Annotated in this window: 15 protein-coding genes and 1 riboswitch; of the genes, 6 read left to right on the top strand and 9 right to left on the bottom strand. The window is 69.9% G+C overall.

Annotated features, from left to right (window positions below):
- Positions 1-117 precede the first annotated feature (117 nt).
- The 4 genes from ACP4J0_RS25385 to ACP4J0_RS25400 all read right to left on the bottom strand — a co-directional run bounded on the left by ACP4J0_RS25385 (position 118) and on the right by ACP4J0_RS25400 (position 4799).
- Positions 118-1620, bottom strand: a complete 1503-nt coding sequence (locus tag ACP4J0_RS25385) for a glycoside hydrolase family 3 protein (protein WP_426601006.1) — start codon at positions 1618-1620, stop codon at positions 118-120.
- 8 nt (positions 1621-1628) lie between these two features.
- Positions 1629-2459, bottom strand: a complete 831-nt coding sequence (locus tag ACP4J0_RS25390; RefSeq protein WP_426601008.1) for a carbohydrate ABC transporter permease — start codon at positions 2457-2459, stop codon at positions 1629-1631.
- Entirely contained in the window at positions 2456-3442 is a 987-nt protein-coding gene (locus tag ACP4J0_RS25395; protein WP_426601010.1) for a carbohydrate ABC transporter permease, read from the bottom strand. The genes ACP4J0_RS25390 and ACP4J0_RS25395 overlap by 4 nt, the downstream gene beginning before the upstream one ends.
- A gap of 88 nt (positions 3443-3530) precedes the next feature.
- Positions 3531-4799, bottom strand: coding sequence for an extracellular solute-binding protein (locus ACP4J0_RS25400; RefSeq protein WP_426601011.1), 1269 nt, complete (start codon positions 4797-4799; stop codon positions 3531-3533).
- A gap of 454 nt (positions 4800-5253) precedes the next feature.
- Here ACP4J0_RS25400 and ACP4J0_RS25405 point away from each other — a divergent pair, with 454 nt between their 5' ends.
- The 5 genes from ACP4J0_RS25405 (at position 5254) to ACP4J0_RS25425 (ending at position 11860) form a co-directional block, all read left to right on the top strand.
- On the top strand, positions 5254-6018 hold the full coding sequence (locus ACP4J0_RS25405) for a GntR family transcriptional regulator (protein WP_309318670.1): 765 nt from the start codon (positions 5254-5256) through the stop codon (positions 6016-6018).
- A gap of 163 nt (positions 6019-6181) precedes the next feature.
- Complete coding sequence (locus ACP4J0_RS25410) at positions 6182-6439, top strand: DUF3311 domain-containing protein (RefSeq protein ID WP_310871293.1); 258 nt, start codon at positions 6182-6184, stop codon at positions 6437-6439.
- Positions 6436-8046: a monocarboxylate uptake permease MctP gene (gene mctP, locus ACP4J0_RS25415; RefSeq protein WP_426601013.1), complete on the top strand. Its 1611-nt coding sequence runs from the start codon at positions 6436-6438 to the stop codon at positions 8044-8046. The genes ACP4J0_RS25410 and mctP overlap by 4 nt, the downstream gene beginning before the upstream one ends.
- Positions 8047-8184: 138 nt before the next feature.
- Positions 8185-8308: riboswitch (cobalamin riboswitch) on the top strand.
- 124 nt (positions 8309-8432) lie between these two features.
- The gene (locus ACP4J0_RS25420) at positions 8433-10841 is read left to right on the top strand and encodes a ribonucleoside-diphosphate reductase subunit alpha (protein ID WP_426601015.1); all 2409 of its coding nucleotides are present in this window, start codon (positions 8433-8435) and stop codon (positions 10839-10841) included.
- On the top strand, positions 10841-11860 hold the full coding sequence (locus ACP4J0_RS25425; protein ID WP_426601017.1) for a ribonucleotide-diphosphate reductase subunit beta: 1020 nt from the start codon (positions 10841-10843) through the stop codon (positions 11858-11860). The genes ACP4J0_RS25420 and ACP4J0_RS25425 overlap by 1 nt, the downstream gene beginning before the upstream one ends.
- Here the strand turns inward: ACP4J0_RS25425 and ACP4J0_RS25430 are convergent.
- Positions 11773-12018: a hypothetical protein gene (locus ACP4J0_RS25430; RefSeq protein WP_426601019.1), complete on the bottom strand. Its 246-nt coding sequence runs from the start codon at positions 12016-12018 to the stop codon at positions 11773-11775. The genes ACP4J0_RS25425 and ACP4J0_RS25430 overlap by 88 nt on opposite strands.
- A gap of 92 nt (positions 12019-12110) precedes the next feature.
- On the opposite strand from ACP4J0_RS25430, the gene ACP4J0_RS25435 reads away from it, so the two are divergent.
- Positions 12111-13079, top strand: a complete 969-nt coding sequence (locus ACP4J0_RS25435) for a GlxA family transcriptional regulator (protein WP_426601020.1) — start codon at positions 12111-12113, stop codon at positions 13077-13079.
- Positions 13080-13097: 18 nt separating this feature from the next.
- Here the strand turns inward: ACP4J0_RS25435 and ACP4J0_RS25440 are convergent, their stop codons facing one another.
- The 4 genes from ACP4J0_RS25440 to ACP4J0_RS25455 all read right to left on the bottom strand — a co-directional run bounded on the left by ACP4J0_RS25440 (position 13098) and on the right by ACP4J0_RS25455 (position 17530).
- Positions 13098-14474, bottom strand: coding sequence for a cytochrome P450 (locus ACP4J0_RS25440; RefSeq protein WP_426601022.1), 1377 nt, complete (start codon positions 14472-14474; stop codon positions 13098-13100).
- A complete protein-coding gene (cyc1, locus tag ACP4J0_RS25445; RefSeq protein WP_426601024.1) occupies positions 14471-15562 on the bottom strand; it encodes an epi-isozizaene synthase in 1092 nt (363 codons plus the stop codon). Before cyc1 ends, ACP4J0_RS25440 begins: the two co-directional genes overlap by 4 nt.
- A gap of 250 nt (positions 15563-15812) precedes the next feature.
- Positions 15813-16463, bottom strand: a complete 651-nt coding sequence (gene def / locus ACP4J0_RS25450) for a peptide deformylase (RefSeq protein WP_426601025.1) — start codon at positions 16461-16463, stop codon at positions 15813-15815.
- 86 nt (positions 16464-16549) lie between these two features.
- Entirely contained in the window at positions 16550-17530 is a 981-nt protein-coding gene (locus tag ACP4J0_RS25455) for a tetratricopeptide repeat protein (RefSeq protein ID WP_426601027.1), read from the bottom strand.
- Between the last annotated feature and the right edge of the window lie 7 nt (positions 17531-17537).

Raw genomic sequence — 17537 nt, forward strand, 5'->3', positions numbered from 1 at the left:
CCCCGGACCGGCCCGCCCGGCGCCCCGGGCGGTGCGGCCGGACCCCGCCCGCACCGGCCGAGGCGCCGGCTCCCGTCGAGGGACCCGGCGCCTGCGTCGTACCGGCGGGCGTACCCGCTACACCCCCGCGATGGCCTCCGCCGCCGCCCGGCCGCAGACGCGGGCCGCACCGTGGGTGGCCAGGTGGAGGGCGCCGCGGGGCTCGGCGCCGGGGACGCCCATCTCGACCACGATCGTGTCGGGGCGAGCCGCCAGCAGGATGTCGAGGGCCGCCGCCATCCAGGGGTGGCGGTGCTCGTCGCGGACCACGGCCACGACGCGGCGCGGGCCGGCCGCGGCCAGCACTTCCTTCCCGGCGTCCGGTCCGGTGAAGCTGCCGGTCTCCGTGCCGGGGAGCATGCGGCAGAGCTCGGCGGCGACGCCCCAGGGGGTCTCGTCGCCGACCGCGATGTTCGCGACGGGCGTGAGGGCGGCGACGTACGGCGGGTCGGTCAGGGGGGTGAAGCCCTCGGCGCCGGTGACCCGCACGGCGCGCCGGGCGGCACGCAGGCCCACGTCCCCGTCCCCCTGCCCGCCGGCGGCCTCCGCACCCGGGGCGTCCGTCCGGTGCGCCGTGGTCCAGCGGGCCAGGGCGCGGACGCGTTCCGCCGCGTCGGCCAGGCGCTCCTCGGGCAGTTCGCCCGAGCGGACGGCCGCGACCAGCGCGTCGCACAGCCGCCGCACGGTGTCCTCGTCGGACAGGCCGCCGCCCACGCAGATGGCGTCGGCGCCGGCCGCGACCGCCAGGACGCTGCCGCGTTCGATGCCGTACGTGCCCGCGATGGCCCGCATCTCCATGCCGTCGGTGACGATCAGGCCGTCGTGGCCCAGTTCGCCGCGGAGCAGGTCGGTCAGGATGCGGCGGGACAACGTTGCCGGTCGGTCCGGGTCCAGGGCCGGGACCAGGATGTGGGCGCTCATCACCGCGCGGCTGCCGGCGGCGATGGCCGCGCGGAACGGGACCAGGTCGCGCTCGGCCAGCACCGCGGCGTCCACGTCGATGCGCGGCATGGCGTGGTGGGAGTCGACGGCCGTGTCCCCGTGGCCCGGGAAGTGCTTGGTGCAGGCGGCCACGCCCGCCGACTGCATGCCGGTGACGTAGGCGGCGGTGTGCCGGGCGACCAGGTCGGTGGCGGCGCCGAAGGAGCGCACGCCGATGACCGGGTTGTCCGGGTTGGAGTTGACGTCGGCGGACGGGGCCCAGTTGAGGTTGACGCCGCAGGCCGCGAGCCGGCGGCCCAGTTCCGCGGCCACCTCCCGGGTGAGCCCGACGTCGTCCACCGCGCCGAGGGCGAGGTTGCCGGGGAAGGAGGAGCCGGTGCGCACCTCCAGCCGGGTGACGTCGCCGCTCTCCTCGTCGATGGCGACGAGGACGTCCTCGCGTTCGGCGCGCAGCTGCGCGGTCAGCGCGGCCAACTGCTCGGCCGAGGCGATGTTGCGTCCGAACAGGCCGACGGAGGCCAGGCCCTCGCCGAGGCGGCGCAGCAGCCAGTCGGGGGCGGTGGTGCCGGTGAAGCCGGGTTGGAGGACGGTGAGCGCGTCGCGCGTGAGGGTGTCGGTTGCTCTGGCGATGGTCGTCATCGGTCGCGTTATCCCTTCACTGCGCCGGCGGTCAGGCCGCTGACGGCCTTGCGCTGCAGGAAGACGAAGAGGATCAGGATCGGGATGGCGAAGAGCGAGGAGGCGGCCATGGTCGCGCCCCAGTTGTCGCCGAAGACGGTCTGGAAGCTGGTCAGCCACAGCGGCAGGGTCTGGGACTCGGCCTCCTTGTTGACGACCAGGATGAGGGGCAGTTCGTTCCAGGCGGTGATGAAGCCGAACATCGAGGTGGACATCAGCCCCGGGGCGAGCAGCGGCAGGATGACCCGGCGGAACGCCTGGCCGCGGGTGCAGCCGTCGACCAGCGCGGACTCCTCCAGTTCCCTCGGCACGGCGGCGACGAAGCCGCGCAGCGTCAGGATGGTGAAGGGCAGGATCATCATCATGTAGAAGAGGGTGAGCGGCACCAGGCTGTTCAGCATCGACGCGTCGCGCACGATCATGTAGATCGCGATGACCATGACTTCCCAGGGCGCCATCTGGGCGAGCATGAAGCCGACGATGAAGCCCCGCCGTCCCCGGAACCGCATCCGTGCCAGGGCGAACGCCCCGGCCAGCGCGATGACCATCGAGAAGACGACCGCGCAGACGGTGACGATGAACGAGTTGCCGACGTACGTCCAGAAGTGGTCGGCGTTGACCGCGGTCCTGAAGTGCTCGAAGGTGACGTCGGTCGGGAACCAGACCGGGTCCTCCGAGATGATGTCACCGGTCGGCTTGAAGGCCGTGGCGAACATCCAGTAGACGGGGAAGACGAGGCCGATGAACAGGACGACGGCCGTGACGTTGGGCCACAGGCGGCCGAAGAGCGAGCGCTTCATAGCTCGTCCTCCTCTTGCTTGAGCACGATCCTGAGGTAGTAGGCGGTCAGGCCGAGCAGGATCAGGATGGTCAGGACGGCGATCGCCGCGCCCATGCCGTAGTGCTGGTTGCCGACGCCCTCGATGTAGGCGTAGACGGGCAGGATCTCGGTGAGACGGTCCGGGCCGCCGCCGTTGAACGTGTAGACCTGGACGAACGCCTTGAAGATCCAGATGATCTCCAGGAAGGTCGTGGCGTAGAGGAACGGCCGCAGGACCGGCAGGGTGACCGTGGTGAAGCTGCGCCAGGCGCCGGCTCCGTCGAGGGAGGCGGCCTCGTACAGCTCGGCGGAGATGGTGGTGGTCGCCGCGTACAGGTTGATCGCGACGAACGGGACGGACATCCAGACGATGAGCACGGTGACGACGAAGAAGGTCGACATCTGGCTGCCGGTCCAGCTGTAGTCGGCCATGGAGTGCCAGCCGAGCTTGTCCAGGACCCAGTTGACGACGCCGAAGCGCTGGGCGAAGAGCCACTGGTAGACGGTGGTCGCGGCGACCACCGGCATGGCCCACGCCAGCACCAGGCCGATCAGCAGCACGAGCCGCATCACCCTGCCGAGGCGGGCGAGCAGCAGACCGATCAGGGCACCCACCAGCATGGTGAGGGCGACGTTGACCGCGGTGAAGAGGATCGAGCGGACGGTGACCCGCCAGAAGTCCTCGCTGGTGAGGACCTCCTTGTAGTTGTCGAGGCCGTTCCACTCGGTGACGTGCTGGATCAGCTGCGTCATGTTGAGGTTCTGGAAGGACAGCAGGGCGTCCTTCAGCAGCGGCCAGCCGAGCAGCAGCACGGTGGCCGCGCAGGCGGGCAGCAGCAACAGGTACGGGGTGAGCGCGCCGGCGCGCGACGCGGCTCTCTGTTTCGGCCCGCCGGCCTCCCCGCCGTCCGCCTTGCGGACGTCCGCCGGGCCTGAGGGCGGCCGTTCGGTCTGCACGGTCATGCTCGCGGTCTCTCTCTTCTCGACCTGTTCACCTCGACGCCGGGGCGGGGGCCGCCGTGTGCCGGCCCCCGCCCCGGCTCACCCGGTGCTACTGCTGCTGCGCCAGGCGCTCGTTGAACTCGCCCTCGACCTGCTCGGCGGCCTCGGCCGGCGACTTGCCCTTCAGCACGGCCGTCAGATACGTCTTGATCGGGTTGGGGTCGTTCTCGACCGCGGCCCACTCCGGGATCAGCGGCGTAGTGTCACCGAACTTCGTGGCCGGCGCGGCGGCCTCGGCGGCGGCGTTGCCCTGCAGGTTGGTCTGCAGCGACTCCTTGTTCGGGATGACGCCGTTGGCCTTGGCCAGCGCACCCTCGTACTTGTCGGACAGCGCGAGCTTCAGGAACTCCTTGGCCAGTTCCTGCTTCTTGCTGCCCGCGGCGACGGCCAGGTTGGAGCCGCCGAGGAAGACGCCCTCGGGCTTGTCGGCCGTGGCGCCCGGGATGGTGAAGTAGCCGAGGTCCTTCTCGATCGCCGGGTTGGTGGTGATCGCCGTGGCGCCCTCCCAGCCCATGCCGATGAAGGCGCCGGTCTTGCCCTTGGCGAAGATCTCGCCCTGCTGCGGGGTGGCCTCGTCCTTGTCCTTGGGCGCCTTGGACAGGGCCTGGAACTTCTTGTAGGTCTCGGTGGCGGCGGCGATCTTCGGGTCGCCGAGGTTGGAGACGTACTTGTCGCCGTCCTTCTTGACCAGCTCGCCGCCCTCGCCGATGACCAGGCCCACGAAGTGGTACCAGTTCTGGCCGGGCAGGTAGATCGGCTCGGCGTCGGTCTTCTCGCCGATCGTCTTGAGGGCGTTGTAGAACTCGTCGCGGGTCTTGGGCGTGCCCTTGATGCCCGCGTCCGCCCAGATCTTCTTGTTGTAGACGACCACGCGGTTGACCACGAACCACGGGGCCGCGTACTGCTTGCCGTCGAAGACGGCGGACTTGTTGAGGGACTCGGACCAGTCGGTGCCGATCTCGCTCTTGAGGTCGCTCAGGTCCGCCAGTCCGCCGGTCTTGGCGTAGGCGGGGGTCTGGGTGTTGCCGATCTCGAAGACGTCGGGCGGGTTCTCCTCGGAGAGAGCGGTGGTCAGCTTCTGCTGGATGCCGTTCCACTTCTGGATCTCGAACTTGACCTTGGCCTTGGTCTTCGCCTCGAACTCCTTGGCGAGGTCCGCCTGCCAGCCGTCGGGCGAGGAACCGTCCATCACCCACACGTTGAGCGTCTCGCCGGCGAAACCGTCCGCCCCGGTCTCCTTGCCGTCGTCGCCCCCGCACGCCGCGATCGAGACCATCATGCCCGCGATACCGATCGCGGCTGTCAGCTTGCGCTTCACGCCAACCCTCCTCAGGGATGCCACACAACCCCCCTGCCTCCCCGCGGTTGCTCGTCGACGCGGACCGCCCATGGGGCCGGGACCTGGACCAATGGTGTAGACCAGTACGGGGAGCTTGGCCCAGACCAATAGGGCTGTCAAGGGTGTTCAACCACGGCCCCCTCGTCCGTGATGCGACCGAGATATGCAGGGACCTTTCATTGCGCAACGGGCAGATCGGGCGGACCGGGACCGGGCGTACCACCGCCCGCCCCATGGCGTGCCGGTACGGGCCCGAACGCGCGTACCAGTGGCTCCGGGTGAGGCTATGGACTAGACCAGCAGGGGCCGCGCGGGTATACAGAAGGGATCACGGAGCGTGCGGGACCATACCGGCACGAAGCCGTGCCACGATGTGAGCCGTGGCCGACAGGGATATCGGTCGCTTCGGCACCCGGAGCCGGGAAGGCAGAGCATGAGCACCGACGTCAGCAGTGCGGAGAACGAGGGTGGGGCGACCGTCCGTACCGCGCGCGTGCCCAAGTACTACCGTCTGAAGAAGCATCTGCTCGACATGACCCGGACGCAGACTCCGGGCACGCCGGTCCCGCCCGAGCGCACGCTGGCCGCGGAGTTCGACACCTCGCGCACGACCGTGCGCCAGGCCCTGCAGGAACTGGTCGTCGAAGGCCGGCTGGAGCGCATCCAGGGCAAGGGCACCTTCGTCGCCAAGCCCAAGGTGTCGCAGGCCCTGCAACTCACCTCGTACACCGAGGACATGCGGGCCCAGGGCCTCGAACCCACCTCGCAGCTGCTGGACATCGGCTACATCACCGCCGACGACCGGCTCGCCGGGCTGCTGGACATCACGGCCGGCGGGCGGGTGCTGCGCATCGAGCGGCTGCGCATGGCCAACGGCGAGCCGATGGCCATCGAGACCACCCACCTGAGCGCCAAGCGCTTCCCGGCCCTGCGCCGCTCCCTGGTGAAGTACACGTCCCTCTACACGGCCCTCGCCGAGGTGTACGACGTCCATCTCGCCGAGGCCGAGGAGACCATCGAGACCTCGCTGGCCACGCCGCGCGAGGCCGGCCTGCTCGGCACCGACGTCGGCCTGCCCATGCTGATGCTCTCCCGGCACTCGCAGGACCGGACGGGCCAGCCGGTGGAGTGGGTGCGCTCGGTGTACCGGGGCGACCGCTACAAGTTCGTGGCCCGGCTGAAGCGGCCCCGGGACTGAGCGCGGCCCGGCCCCGGGGCGTATCCGGCGAAGGCCCGCACGCGCGGCGGCGACGTTGCGGTTGAGGACCGATATGCGGACGAGGTCTTCCGCTGTCCTGACGCCGTCCCCTACATTTCGTGCGCACTGCACGAGGTGATCAGCGAGGGGACGGAGCCACCGCATGTCACAAGCCCCGGAAGTGAGCAGAGGGCCGACGGTGACGCCGGTGCGCGTCGTCATCGGCCTCTGCCTTGTCGCACCGTTCGTCGCCATGCTGTGGGTCGGTTCGTACGCGAAGACGGACCCGGCCTTCATCGGCATCCCGTTCTTCTACTGGTACCAGATGGCGTGGGTGATCGTCTCCACCGTGCTCACGGTGATCGCCTACAAGCTGTGGCAGCGTGACCAGCGCGCCCGCCGGGAAGGCGGGGCCAAGTGAACGACGGCGTGAACGGCGTCGCACTCGCCGTCTTCATCTTCTTCTTCGTCCTCGTCACCGCCATGGGCTTCATGGCCGCCCGCTGGCGCCGGGCCGCGAACGACCAGAGCCTCGACGAGTGGGGCCTCGGCGGCCGCTCGTTCGGCACCTGGGTCACCTGGTTTCTGCTGGGCGGCGACCTGTACACCGCGTACACCTTCGTGGCCGTACCGGCGGCGATCTACGCGGCGGGCGCGGCCGGCTTCTTCGCGGTGCCCTACACGATCCTGGTCTACCCGCTGATCTTCACCTTCCTGCCCCGGCTGTGGTCGGTCTCCCACAAGCACGGGTACGTGACGACCTCGGACTTCGTCCGCGGCCGGTTCGGCTCGAAGGGGCTGTCGCTGGCGGTCGCCTTGACGGGCATCCTGGCCACGATGCCGTACATCGCGCTCCAGCTGGTCGGCATCCAGGCCGTGCTGGACGTGATGGGTGTCGGCGGCGGCGAGGACACCAACTGGTTCGTCAAGGACCTGCCCCTGCTGATCGCCTTCGGCGTGCTGGCGGCGTACACCTACTCGTCGGGGCTGCGCGCGCCCGCGCTGATCGCCTTCGTGAAGGACACGCTGATCTACATCGTGATCGCGGTGGCGATCATCTACATCCCGATCAAGCTGGGCGGCTTCGACGACATCTTCGCCGCGGCGGGCGACAAGTTCACCGAGTCGGGCAACGGCGGGCTGGTGCCGGACCACGGCGGCCAGTGGACGTACGCCACCCTGGCACTCGGCTCGGCGCTCGCGCTGTTCATGTACCCGCACTCGATCACCGCCACGCTGTCCTCGCGCAGCCGCGAGGTGATCCGCCGCAACACCACGATCCTGCCCCTGTACTCGCTGATGCTCGGTCTGCTCGCGCTGCTGGGCTTCATGGCGATCGCGGCGGGGGTGAAGGTGGAGAACGGGCAGTTGGCGATCCCGCAGCTGTTCGAGAACATGTTCCCGGACTGGTTCGCCGGCGTGGCCTTCGCGGCGATCGGCATCGGCGCCCTGGTCCCGGCGGCGATCATGTCGATCGCGGCCGCGAACCTCTTCACCCGCAACATCTACAAGGACTTCATCAAGCCGGACGCCACCCCGGCGCAGGAGACGAAGGTCTCCAAGCTGGTCTCCCTGCTGGTGAAGGTGGGCGCGCTGGTCTTCGTCCTCGGCATGGACAAGACGGTCGCGATCAACTTCCAGCTGCTCGGCGGCATCTGGATCCTGCAGACCTTCCCGGCCCTGGTCGGCGGCCTGTTCACCCGCTGGTTCCACCGCTGGGCGCTGCTCGGCGGCTGGGCGGTCGGCATGGTCTACGGCACGGTCGCCGCGTACGGTGTCGCCTCGCCGACGCAGAAGCACTTCGGCGGCTCCTCCGACGAGATCCCCGGCATCGGCGAGATCGGCTACATCGGCCTCACCGCCTTCGTGCTGAACGTCCTGGTCACCGTCGTCCTGACCTTCGTCCTGCGGGCGGCCAAGGCGCCCGACGGCGTCGACGAGACCAAGCCGAGCGACTACACGGCGGACGCGGGCGACCCCGGCGTCCAGGTGGAACTGCCACCGGCCACGGCGGGCACCTCGCACTGACCCCTGGCACGCGTCGGGCCGTCGGAGAGATCCGGCGGCCCGTTGTCGTACGCGGCGGCGGAGCACGACCACGCGCTGACGTCCGGCACGGGATCGGCACTACATCTGGGGGTGCTCGCGGAACACGGCACAAGATGTATGCTCATGCTCGCTGTCGCCGCAGGGGAATCCGGTGCGAATCCGGAACTGTCCCGCAACGGTGTACTTGTGTGCGTCTGTACACGAGTCGAGTCCGAGGACCTGCCGACAGTGCGCCCGGCCGTCCCGGTCCGGGTGCCATGACGTCCGGGCCTCGTGGAGTGGGCCGGTGGACGCGACGCCGTGTGCGCTCGTGAGCTGCCCCCTGCCCTCCGCCAGGCCCCGTGCCGAGCGAGGGAGTGCCCCACGTGACCATCGCGCCAGCCGACCCGGTTTCAGCGACCCCGGTGACGCCTTCAGCGACCTCAGCGGCTCCGGTACCCGGAGTGAGCGAGGAACCCGGCAACCCGGGTGCCGTCCTGCTGCGGACCCTGACCGGGCTGACCGCCGACCTCCCCGACGCCGACCCCGGCCGGGTCGCCGCCGCCGCACTGCGCGGCCGGTCCGCCCGCGCGGACGAGGCCGAACTGCGCGAGCTCGCCACCGAGGCGGCTGCCGGGCTCATCTCGGAGGACCCGGTCTACTCCCGGCTGGCCGCCCGGCTGCTGACCATCGGCATCCGCGCCGAGGCCGCCTCCCAGGGCGTCACCTCCTTCACCGAGTCGGTCGCCACCGGCCACCGCGAGGGCCTGATCGCCGACCGCACCGCCGAGTTCGTCCGACTGCACGCGGACCGGCTGGACGCGCTGATCGACCCGGCCGCCGACGACCGCTTCGGCTACTTCGGGCTGCGCACCCTGTACAGCCGCTACCTGCTCCGGCACCCGATCACCCGCAAGGCCGTCGAGACGCCCCAGCACTTCCTGCTGCGCGTCGCCGCCGGGCTCGCCGAGGACGACACCGTACGGTCCGTCGACGAAGTGGCCGCCCTCTACGGGCTGATGAGCCGCCTCGACTACCTGCCCTCCTCCCCCACCCTGTTCAACTCCGGCACCCGGCACGCCCAGATGTCGTCCTGCTACCTCCTCGACTCCCCCAAGGACGAGCTGGACTCCCTCTACGACCGCCTCCACCAGGTCGCCCGCCTGTCCAAGCACGCCGGCGGCATCGGCATCGCCTACTCCCGCGTCCGCGCCCGGGGTTCACTGATCCGCGGCACCAACGGGCACTCCAACGGCATCGTCCCGTTCCTGAAGACGCTGGACGCCTCGGTCGCCGCCGTGAACCAGGGCGGCCGGCGCAAGGGCGCGGCGGCGGTCTACCTGGAGACCTGGCACGCGGACATCGAGGAGTTCCTGGAACTGCGGGACAACACCGGCGAGGACGCCCGCCGCACCCACAACCTGAACCTGGCGCACTGGATCCCCGACGAGTTCATGCGCCGGGTGGACGCCGACGGGCCGTGGTCGCTGTTCTCCCCCGCCGACGTGCCCGGGCTGACCGACCTGTGGGGCGAGGAGTTCGACGCCGCCTACCGCAGGGCCGAAGCCGCGGGGCTCGCCCGCAGGACGCTGCCCGCCCGCGAGCTGTACGGCCGTATGATGCGCACCCTCGCGCAGACCGGCAACGGCTGGATGACCTTCAAGGACACCGCCAACCGCACCGCCAACCAGACCGCCGAGCCGGGCCACGTCGTCCACTCCTCCAACCTCTGCACGGAGATCCTGGAGGTCACCGACGACGGGGAGACCGCGGTCTGCAACCTGGGCTCGGTCAACCTCGGCGCGTTCGTCGACCGGGAGGCCGGCGACATCGACTGGGAGCGGCTGGACGCCACCGTCCGCACCGCCGTCACCTTCCTCGACCGGGTCGTGGACATCAACTTCTACCCGACCGAGCAGGCGGGCCGCTCCAACGCCCGCTGGCGCCCGGTCGGCCTCGGCGCGATGGGCCTCCAGGACGTCTTCTTCCAGCTGCGTCTGCCCTTCGACTCACCCGAGGCGAAGGCCCTGTCCACCCGCATCGCCGAGCGGGTCATGCTCGCCGCGTACGAGACCTCCGCCGGCCTCGCCGAACGCCACGGCCCGCTGCCCGCCTGGGAGAAGACCCGCACCGCCCGGGGCGTGCTGCACCCCGACCACTACGGCGTCGAGCACACCTGGCCGGAGCGCTGGTCGGCCCTGCGTGAGCGCATCGCCGCGACCGGCCTGCGCAACTCCCTGCTCCTCGCGATCGCGCCGACGGCGACCATCGCCTCCATCGTGGGCGCCTACGAATGCATCGAGCCGCAGGTGTCCAACCTGTTCAAGCGCGAGACGCTGTCGGGCGAGTTCCTCCAGGTCAACTCCTACCTGGTGGACGACCTCAAGCGGCTCGGGGTGTGGGACGCCCGCACCCGCGAGGCGCTGCGCGAGGCCAACGGCTCGGTGCAGGGCTTCACCTGGATCCCCGAGGACGTCCGCGCGCTGTACCGCACCGCCTGGGAGATCCCGCAGCGCGGCCTGATCGACATGGCCGCCGCCCGCACCCCGTACCTCGACCAGGCGCAGTCACTGAACCTGTTCCTGGAGACGCCGACCATCGGAAAGCTCTCCTCGATGTACGCGTACGCCTGGAAGCGGGGCCTGAAGACCACGTACTACCTGCGCTCCCGCCCGGCGACCCGCATCGCCCGCGCCGCCGGCGCCCAAGCCACCGCCCCCGTGCGGCAGACCCCCGACCCCGACGCGGTCGCCTGCTCCCTGGAAAACCCCGAGTCCTGCGAGGCCTGCCAGTAATGACCACCGAGACCACCACCAAGAACCTGCTCGACCCGGGCTTCGAGCTGACCCTGCGCCCCATGCGCTACCCGGACTTCTACGAGCGCTACCGGGACGCCATCAAGAACACCTGGCACGTCGAGGAGGTCGACCTCCACTCGGACGTCGCCGACCTCGCGAAGCTGAGCCCGGAGGAGCAGCACCTGATCGGCCGGCTGGTGGCCTTCTTCGCCACCGGCGACTCGATCGTCGCGAACAACCTGGTGCTCACCCTCTACAAGCACATCAACTCCCCCGAGGCGCGGCTGTACCTGTCCCGCCAGCTCTTCGAGGAGGCCGTGCACGTCCAGTTCTATCTGACGCTGCTGGACACCTACCTGCCCGACCCGGAGGACCGCGCCGCGGCCTTCGCGGCCGTGGAGAACATCCCGTCCATCCGGGAGAAGGCGGAGTTCTGCTTCACGTGGATGGACTCGGTCGAGTCGATCGACCGCCTGGAGACCCAGGCCGACCGCCGCCGTTTCCTGCTCAACCTCATCTGCTTCGCGGCGTGCATCGAGGGCCTGTTCTTCTACGGCGCCTTCGCCTACGTCTACTGGTTCCGCAGCCGGGGCCTGCTGCACGGCCTGGCCACCGGCACCAACTGGGTGTTCCGGGACGAGACGATGCACATGTCCTTCGCCTTCGACGTGGTCGACACCGTGCGCAAGGAGGAGCCGGAGCTCTTCGACGACGCACTCCGGCAGCAGGTCACCGACATGCTGCGGGAGGCCGTCGAGGCCGAGCTGCAGTTCGCGCGCGACCTGTGCGGTGACGGCCTCCCGGGCATGAACACCGACTCGATGCGGCAGTACCTGGAGTGCGTCGCCGACCAGCGCCTGACGCGGCTCGGCTTCGCCCCGGTGTACGGCTCCGAGAACCCCTTCTCCTTCATGGAGCTCCAGGGCGTTCAGGAGCTGACCAACTTCTTCGAGCGGCGCCCCTCGGCGTACCAGGTGGCGGTGGAGGGCACCGTCGACCTGGACGAGGACTTCTGAGTCTCCTTCCCCGCCCCCTCGCCCGTCCGGGCCTCCCTGAGCTGACGGTCGACGCGCTTCTCGCGCACGATGCCGATCACCGAGGGGAGGACCATGAGGACGAGGAGTCCGAAGGTCACGAGCATTCCGATCAGGGCTTCTGTCTGGTTTCCGGTCATGACACCACTGTCCTGCCGGAGACTCCTTACCGTGAGTGGCAGGACTGCCGTAGGACCTCGATTTCCTGCCACTTCCGCGGCACACTGGCGGCATGCTGCAGAACGTGGCCGCGGTCCTGCTGGACGGCGCGCATCCCTTCGAACTGGGCGTCGTCTGCGAGGTCTTCGGCGTCGACCGGACCGACGAGGGCCTGCCGAAGTACGACTTCGCGGTGGTGTCGGCGGAGGGCCCGTCGCTGAGCACCCATGTCGGCGGGCTCTCCGTCTCCACGCCGTACGGACTGGACCGGCTGGAGGAGGCCGACCTGATCGCCGTGCCGGCGGGCAGCGACTACGCGCGCCGGGAGTACCCGGCCGAGCTGCTGGACGCCCTGCGGCGGGCGGTGGACCGGGGCGCGCGCGTGCTGAGCGTGTGTTCCGGGGTGTTCGTGCTGGGCGCCGCCGGTCTGCTGGACGGACGGCGGTGCGCGGTGCACTGGCACCACGCGGCCGAGCTGGCCCGGCAGTACCCGACGGTGGCCGTCTCGCCGGACGTGCTCTACGTGGACGAGGACCCGGTGATCACCAGTGCCGGCACCGCCGCGGGCATCGACGCCTGTCTGCACATCGTGCGCAAGGAGCAGGGCCCGGAGGTCGCCAACCGGATCGCCCGGCGGATGGTCGTACCGCCGCACCGGGACGGCGGTCAGGCGCAGTACATCGAACGGCCGCTGCCCCGCTCCTCCTGCGACACCGTCGGCGAGGTGCTGGCCTGGATGGAACAGCACCTCGCCGAGGAGGTCACCGTCGAGCGGCTCGCGGCGCGGGCGCACATGTCCCCGCGCACCTTCGCCCGCCGCTTCCAGCAGGAGACGGGTACGACTCCCTACCGCTGGATCCTGCGCCAGCGCGTGCTGCTGGCCCAGCGGCTGCTGGAGGCGACGGACGAGACGATGGACGCGATCGCGTGGCGCACCGGCTTCGGTACGGCGGCGGCCCTGCGGCACCAGTTCGTCAGGGCCCTGGGCACCACTCCGCACGCCTACCGGCGCACCTTCCGGGGCCCGGAGGCCGTCGCCTGAGCCACGACGCCGCGCCGCTCACCGTGCCACTGGCCTGACCAGCAGATCCTGCGGACGGAGCGTGATGCCCACGCGGACCGCGTCGTTCGAGCCCGCCACCTGCTCGAAGCGGTACTTCGCGGCGAGCGCCGCCGTGATCAGCGTCAGCTGCGCCATGGAGAAGTGGTCGCTGGGGCACTTGCGGTTGCCCACGCTGAACGGCTTCATGGCGTACTTCGGCACGTCCGTCGCGCGTTCCGGGAGCCAGCGGTCCGGGTCGAACGCCAGGTTGTCGGCGTACGACTTCGGGTCGCGCTGGATTGCGTACGGGCTGTAGATGATGTCCGACCCGGCCGGAATGCGATAGCCACCGAGTTCGGTCTCGACCACGGCGCGCCGCGTCAATACCCATACGGCGGGACGCAAACGCATGGCCTCCATGATGACATTGCCGGTGTGCGTGAGCCCCCGGACATCCTCGAATGCCACGGGACGTCCGCCGGTGACCGTTTCGACTTCATCGCGTATGCGGTCGGCATGTTCCGGATGCTCGGCAAGTGCCTGCAGCAACCACATGATCGTGGAGGCGATGGTTTCACTGCCGGGGGTGAGTATCGCGACCACCTGGTCGTGGATCTCCTGTTCCCCGATCGGGTCGCCGTTGTCGTCCTTCGCCTCCAGTAATGCCGTCAGCAAATCGTCCGGCTTTTGACCGGATGCGCGGCGCTCGGCGATGATCTCGTCGACCAGGAGATGCAAATCGGCCAGCGCGTTGTTGAATTTGCGGTTGGCCGGCAGCGGCAGCCGGTAGAGCGGGCCCAGCGGGACCACCATCCGCCGGTACATGCCCCGGAAGACGGTGGCGAGCGCGACGCACAGCCGCTCGGCCCGCTCGTCCATGTACTGGCCGCGCAGCAGGCAGCGGGCCGCGACGCGCACGGCGACGCGGAAGGACTCGGAGGTGGCGTCGACGGTCCGTCCCGGCTGCCAGCGCTCGGTGAGCGCGTGCGCCTCCTCCTCCATGATCGGTCCGTAGGCGGGGATCGCGTCGAGCCTGAACGCCGGCTGGATGGTGCGCCGCTGGCGGCGGTGGAGCGGGCCGTTGGCGGTCGCCACGCCCTCCTTGCCGAGCAGGCCCTCCAGTGACTCCCACAGCGGGCCGGCTATGTGGTAGTCGGGGCTCAGGGCCAGGGCGCCGGTGAGCTCCGGGGTGGTGACCGCGTAGACGGTCTTCGGGCCGAGCCTGATGCGCACGATGTCGCCGTGTTCGCGCAGCTGGGACATGTAGGCCAGCGGGTCGCGGGCCAGCTTCCAGCCGTGGCCGAGGAGCGGGACACCGCCACCCGCCACGGGCGGCACGCGCAGCTCCGGTGTCGCTGCGGAGCGGGTTTCGGGGTTGACTGACTCGACGGTCATTTCTCACCTGCCGCTTCGTTGTTGACGTACGGGGGTGTGGAGCGGTCGTCCCAGCTGTCGACCCTGTACCGGCCGGACTCGTGGTGGAACCAGTAGACGGAACTGAACCAGTTCCGCATATTGCCGACGCAGGCCCTGACGGCGCCGCTCAGTTCCTTTCCGCGCACGGTGCCGTCGTCGAGTCCGTCGGCGAACCGTAACGCGTCCTGTTCTACGGCGAGGAATTCCGTTACGCATTCCTCGACGCGTCGCCGGACTTCTGCGATTGCTTCTTCCAGGGTCAGTCCTTCATGGGTGACAAGACTGATTCCGAGATTATGGACCTCGTCGCCCGCTATTTCTTTCGGGAGTGAGCAGAGGTCGTTGTACCAGGCGGCGAATTCCTGGCTCAGCAGCGCTGCCCGGCGATATGCCGGATGCTTCCGGACGGCGTCCGGAAGTTCACAGCCCGCGCTCGGCTCCAGCAGGTCGGTCCAGATCCAGTGGGCGAACGTGAGCCGGCGCAGTGCGAGGTACTCCTCGACGCCGGGCACGATCCCGCGGGTGCGGTTGTGGAACTCGCGGTCGTACGCCTCGATCACCGCGTGGAAGTGCCGGGCGAAGCGGGCGTTCCACGTCGCCGGAGGCGGCAGGAAGGCGTACAGCCGGCGCACACTGTCCGCGAACCCCGCGACCAGCGTGTCCTCGTGGTGCAGGTGGTCCTCCGGTGAGTCGAGTGCCGTGTGCAGTTGGTCCCGCAGTCGCCGCCAGGCGGCCGGCCGGCCGTGGACGATGTCCCGGTCGTGCCGGTCGTCCCAGACGAAGAACCAGGCGCTGTAGTCCGCTATCGCCTGCATGACCTCGTCGGGGGCGCCCAGGTAGTACCCCGCCATGAGGTCCGTGTAGCACAGGCCATCGGCATATTCCTCGACCTTGTCCGCCGGCATGAGCCGTTTTTCCAGCAGCCAGGTCCGGGTGTTCTCCTGGAGCTTCGGCCAATACGGGTGCAGTTGCCGGGGAAATGCCGCCTCGATCACCGGAAGGCGCAGCGATGGCGGTACTGCGATCGCGGTCGATGTCGCTGTGGTGCCGTGTGAGAAAGCATGCACGAACAAACCCCTCTCAGCCGCCGGTGGCGCACCCCTCTCGCTGAGCGGGACGTGCGCCGTTGCGTATCCCCGCAGTTCCTATTCAGCACCACAACTGACCGCTGTGGGAACGGATTTGCCTCATTCGCCACCCCCCGGTGCCGGAATTCTCCTGGTGTGTGGCAGGTTCCGGCATACGAACGGCGCCCGCTCGGGGTGAGACCCGAACGGGCGCCGTGCGCACGGTGGATGTGTGACCGGTGGTGCGGTGTCAGTCGTTCGCGACCACGGGGTACCGCGGCTCGTTCTCGGCCATCTGCCGCAGCGCGTCCTTGCGTTCCCGCTTGGAGAGCCGGTCGATGTAGAGGTACCCGTACAGGTGGTCCGTCTCGTGCTGCAAACACCGTGCGAAGTAGCCGGTGCCGCGCACCCTGACCGGGTTGCCCTTCTCGTCCTGCCCGGTGACCTCGGCGTAGTCGGGGCGGGCGAGCGGCGCGTAGGCGGTCGGCACGGACAGGCAGCCCTCGTTGCTGTCGTCCAGGCTGCGCCGGTCGGCGGGCAGTTCGACGAGGACGGGGTTGCAGACCACGCCGACGTGGCGGACGCCCTCGTCGTCGGGGCAGTCGTAGACGAAGACCTTCTTGGCGACGCCGATCTGGTTGGCGGCCAGGCCCACGCCCTCGGCGGTGCGCTGGCTGGCGAACATGTCCGCGACCAGCTGCTGGAACTCCTCGCCGAAGTCGGTGACGTCCGCGCACTCCTTGTGCAGCACCGGGTTGCCGACCACCGTGATCGGACGCGAGGTGCCGCGTTCGCGCCAGGCCGCCTCGCGCTCCTCGCAGTCCTCGGTGTCGACGACGAACCCCTCGTCGTCCACGGGGAGCACGCCCGCGTGCTGCTGATCGGTGTCCTGCTGGGCCATGACCGACGTATGCCTTCCTCGAACAACTAAGGGTGATGCTGATGGCGCCTGCTGGTGCAGAGCCCTGGTCAAGACTACGGGGCCGCTCAGCAGACCTCTTCCAGATCCCGCCAGTCCCGTGAGTCCGGGCTGTCCGCGACCCACCCGTCCAGCAACCCCTTCACCAGCGCGGCCGGCGCGGCCACCCCGCACTCCCGCTCCGGCACCCACAGCTGCCCGTCGGTGCGGTGGCCGAGGGGCCCGGGGTGTCCGGGTTCGCTGTGGTCGTGCGGGTCGAGGTGCTCGCCCTCGCCCTCGTCGGACGGCATCCGTGACTCCGAGCACATCCGGCACAGCAGCCGGACCGACGACGACCAGTCCTCGGCGGCGAACCCGGCGTCGGCGGCGAGCTGCTCCAGGGCGTCCCGGTCGGACTCGGTGGCGGCCTCGAGGAGGACCACCCAGGTGGGTACGGGCGAGGGTGCCCACAACTCGATCTCGTCGAAGACGGGGTAGGCGTGCCCGGCGGTGGTGGTCCGTTCGCCGTGCGGCACCCCGTCGTGGAGGACGACCTCGCCCCAGCGCCGGCCGGAGGACGGCAGCGGGATGGACAGCACCTCGATGCGGGCGGGGTCCAGCCGCCGCCCCCACACGACCTCGGCCTCCCCCTCCGGGGACAGTCGTACGGCCGCGCTGCCGAGGTTCATGCCGAGCGGCTCACCGGCGTCCGTCGGGTCCCCGGGTGTACGCAGCCCGTAGGCCTGCCAGGCCCGGCGGGCCAGTGGCCAGTCCTGCAGGGCGGTCGCGGCGATGCCGACGTTCCACCAGTCGGGCGCGCCGGTGTCCCGGTCGAGGAGCGCCACCGCCCTGAGGCCGGCCGCTCTGGCCTGCTCCCAGTCGTGCCGGAACTTGTGCAGCAGGGCGAGGTTGAACCACGACTCCGACAGCCAGGGTTCCAGGTCGGCGGCCCGCGTCAGCAGCGCGCCCGCGTCCTCGTAGCGACCGTCGCCGATCAGCGTGAACGCACGGTCCGTGGCCTGCCGCCAGGAGGCGGAGGGCCGGTGCCGTCCCTTGCCGAAGATCCTCACGATTCCC

Origin of the sequence: Streptomyces sp. WG7, assembly GCF_049975785.1 — a bacterium.
Classification (GTDB): Bacteria; Actinomycetota; Actinomycetes; order Streptomycetales; family Streptomycetaceae; genus Streptomyces.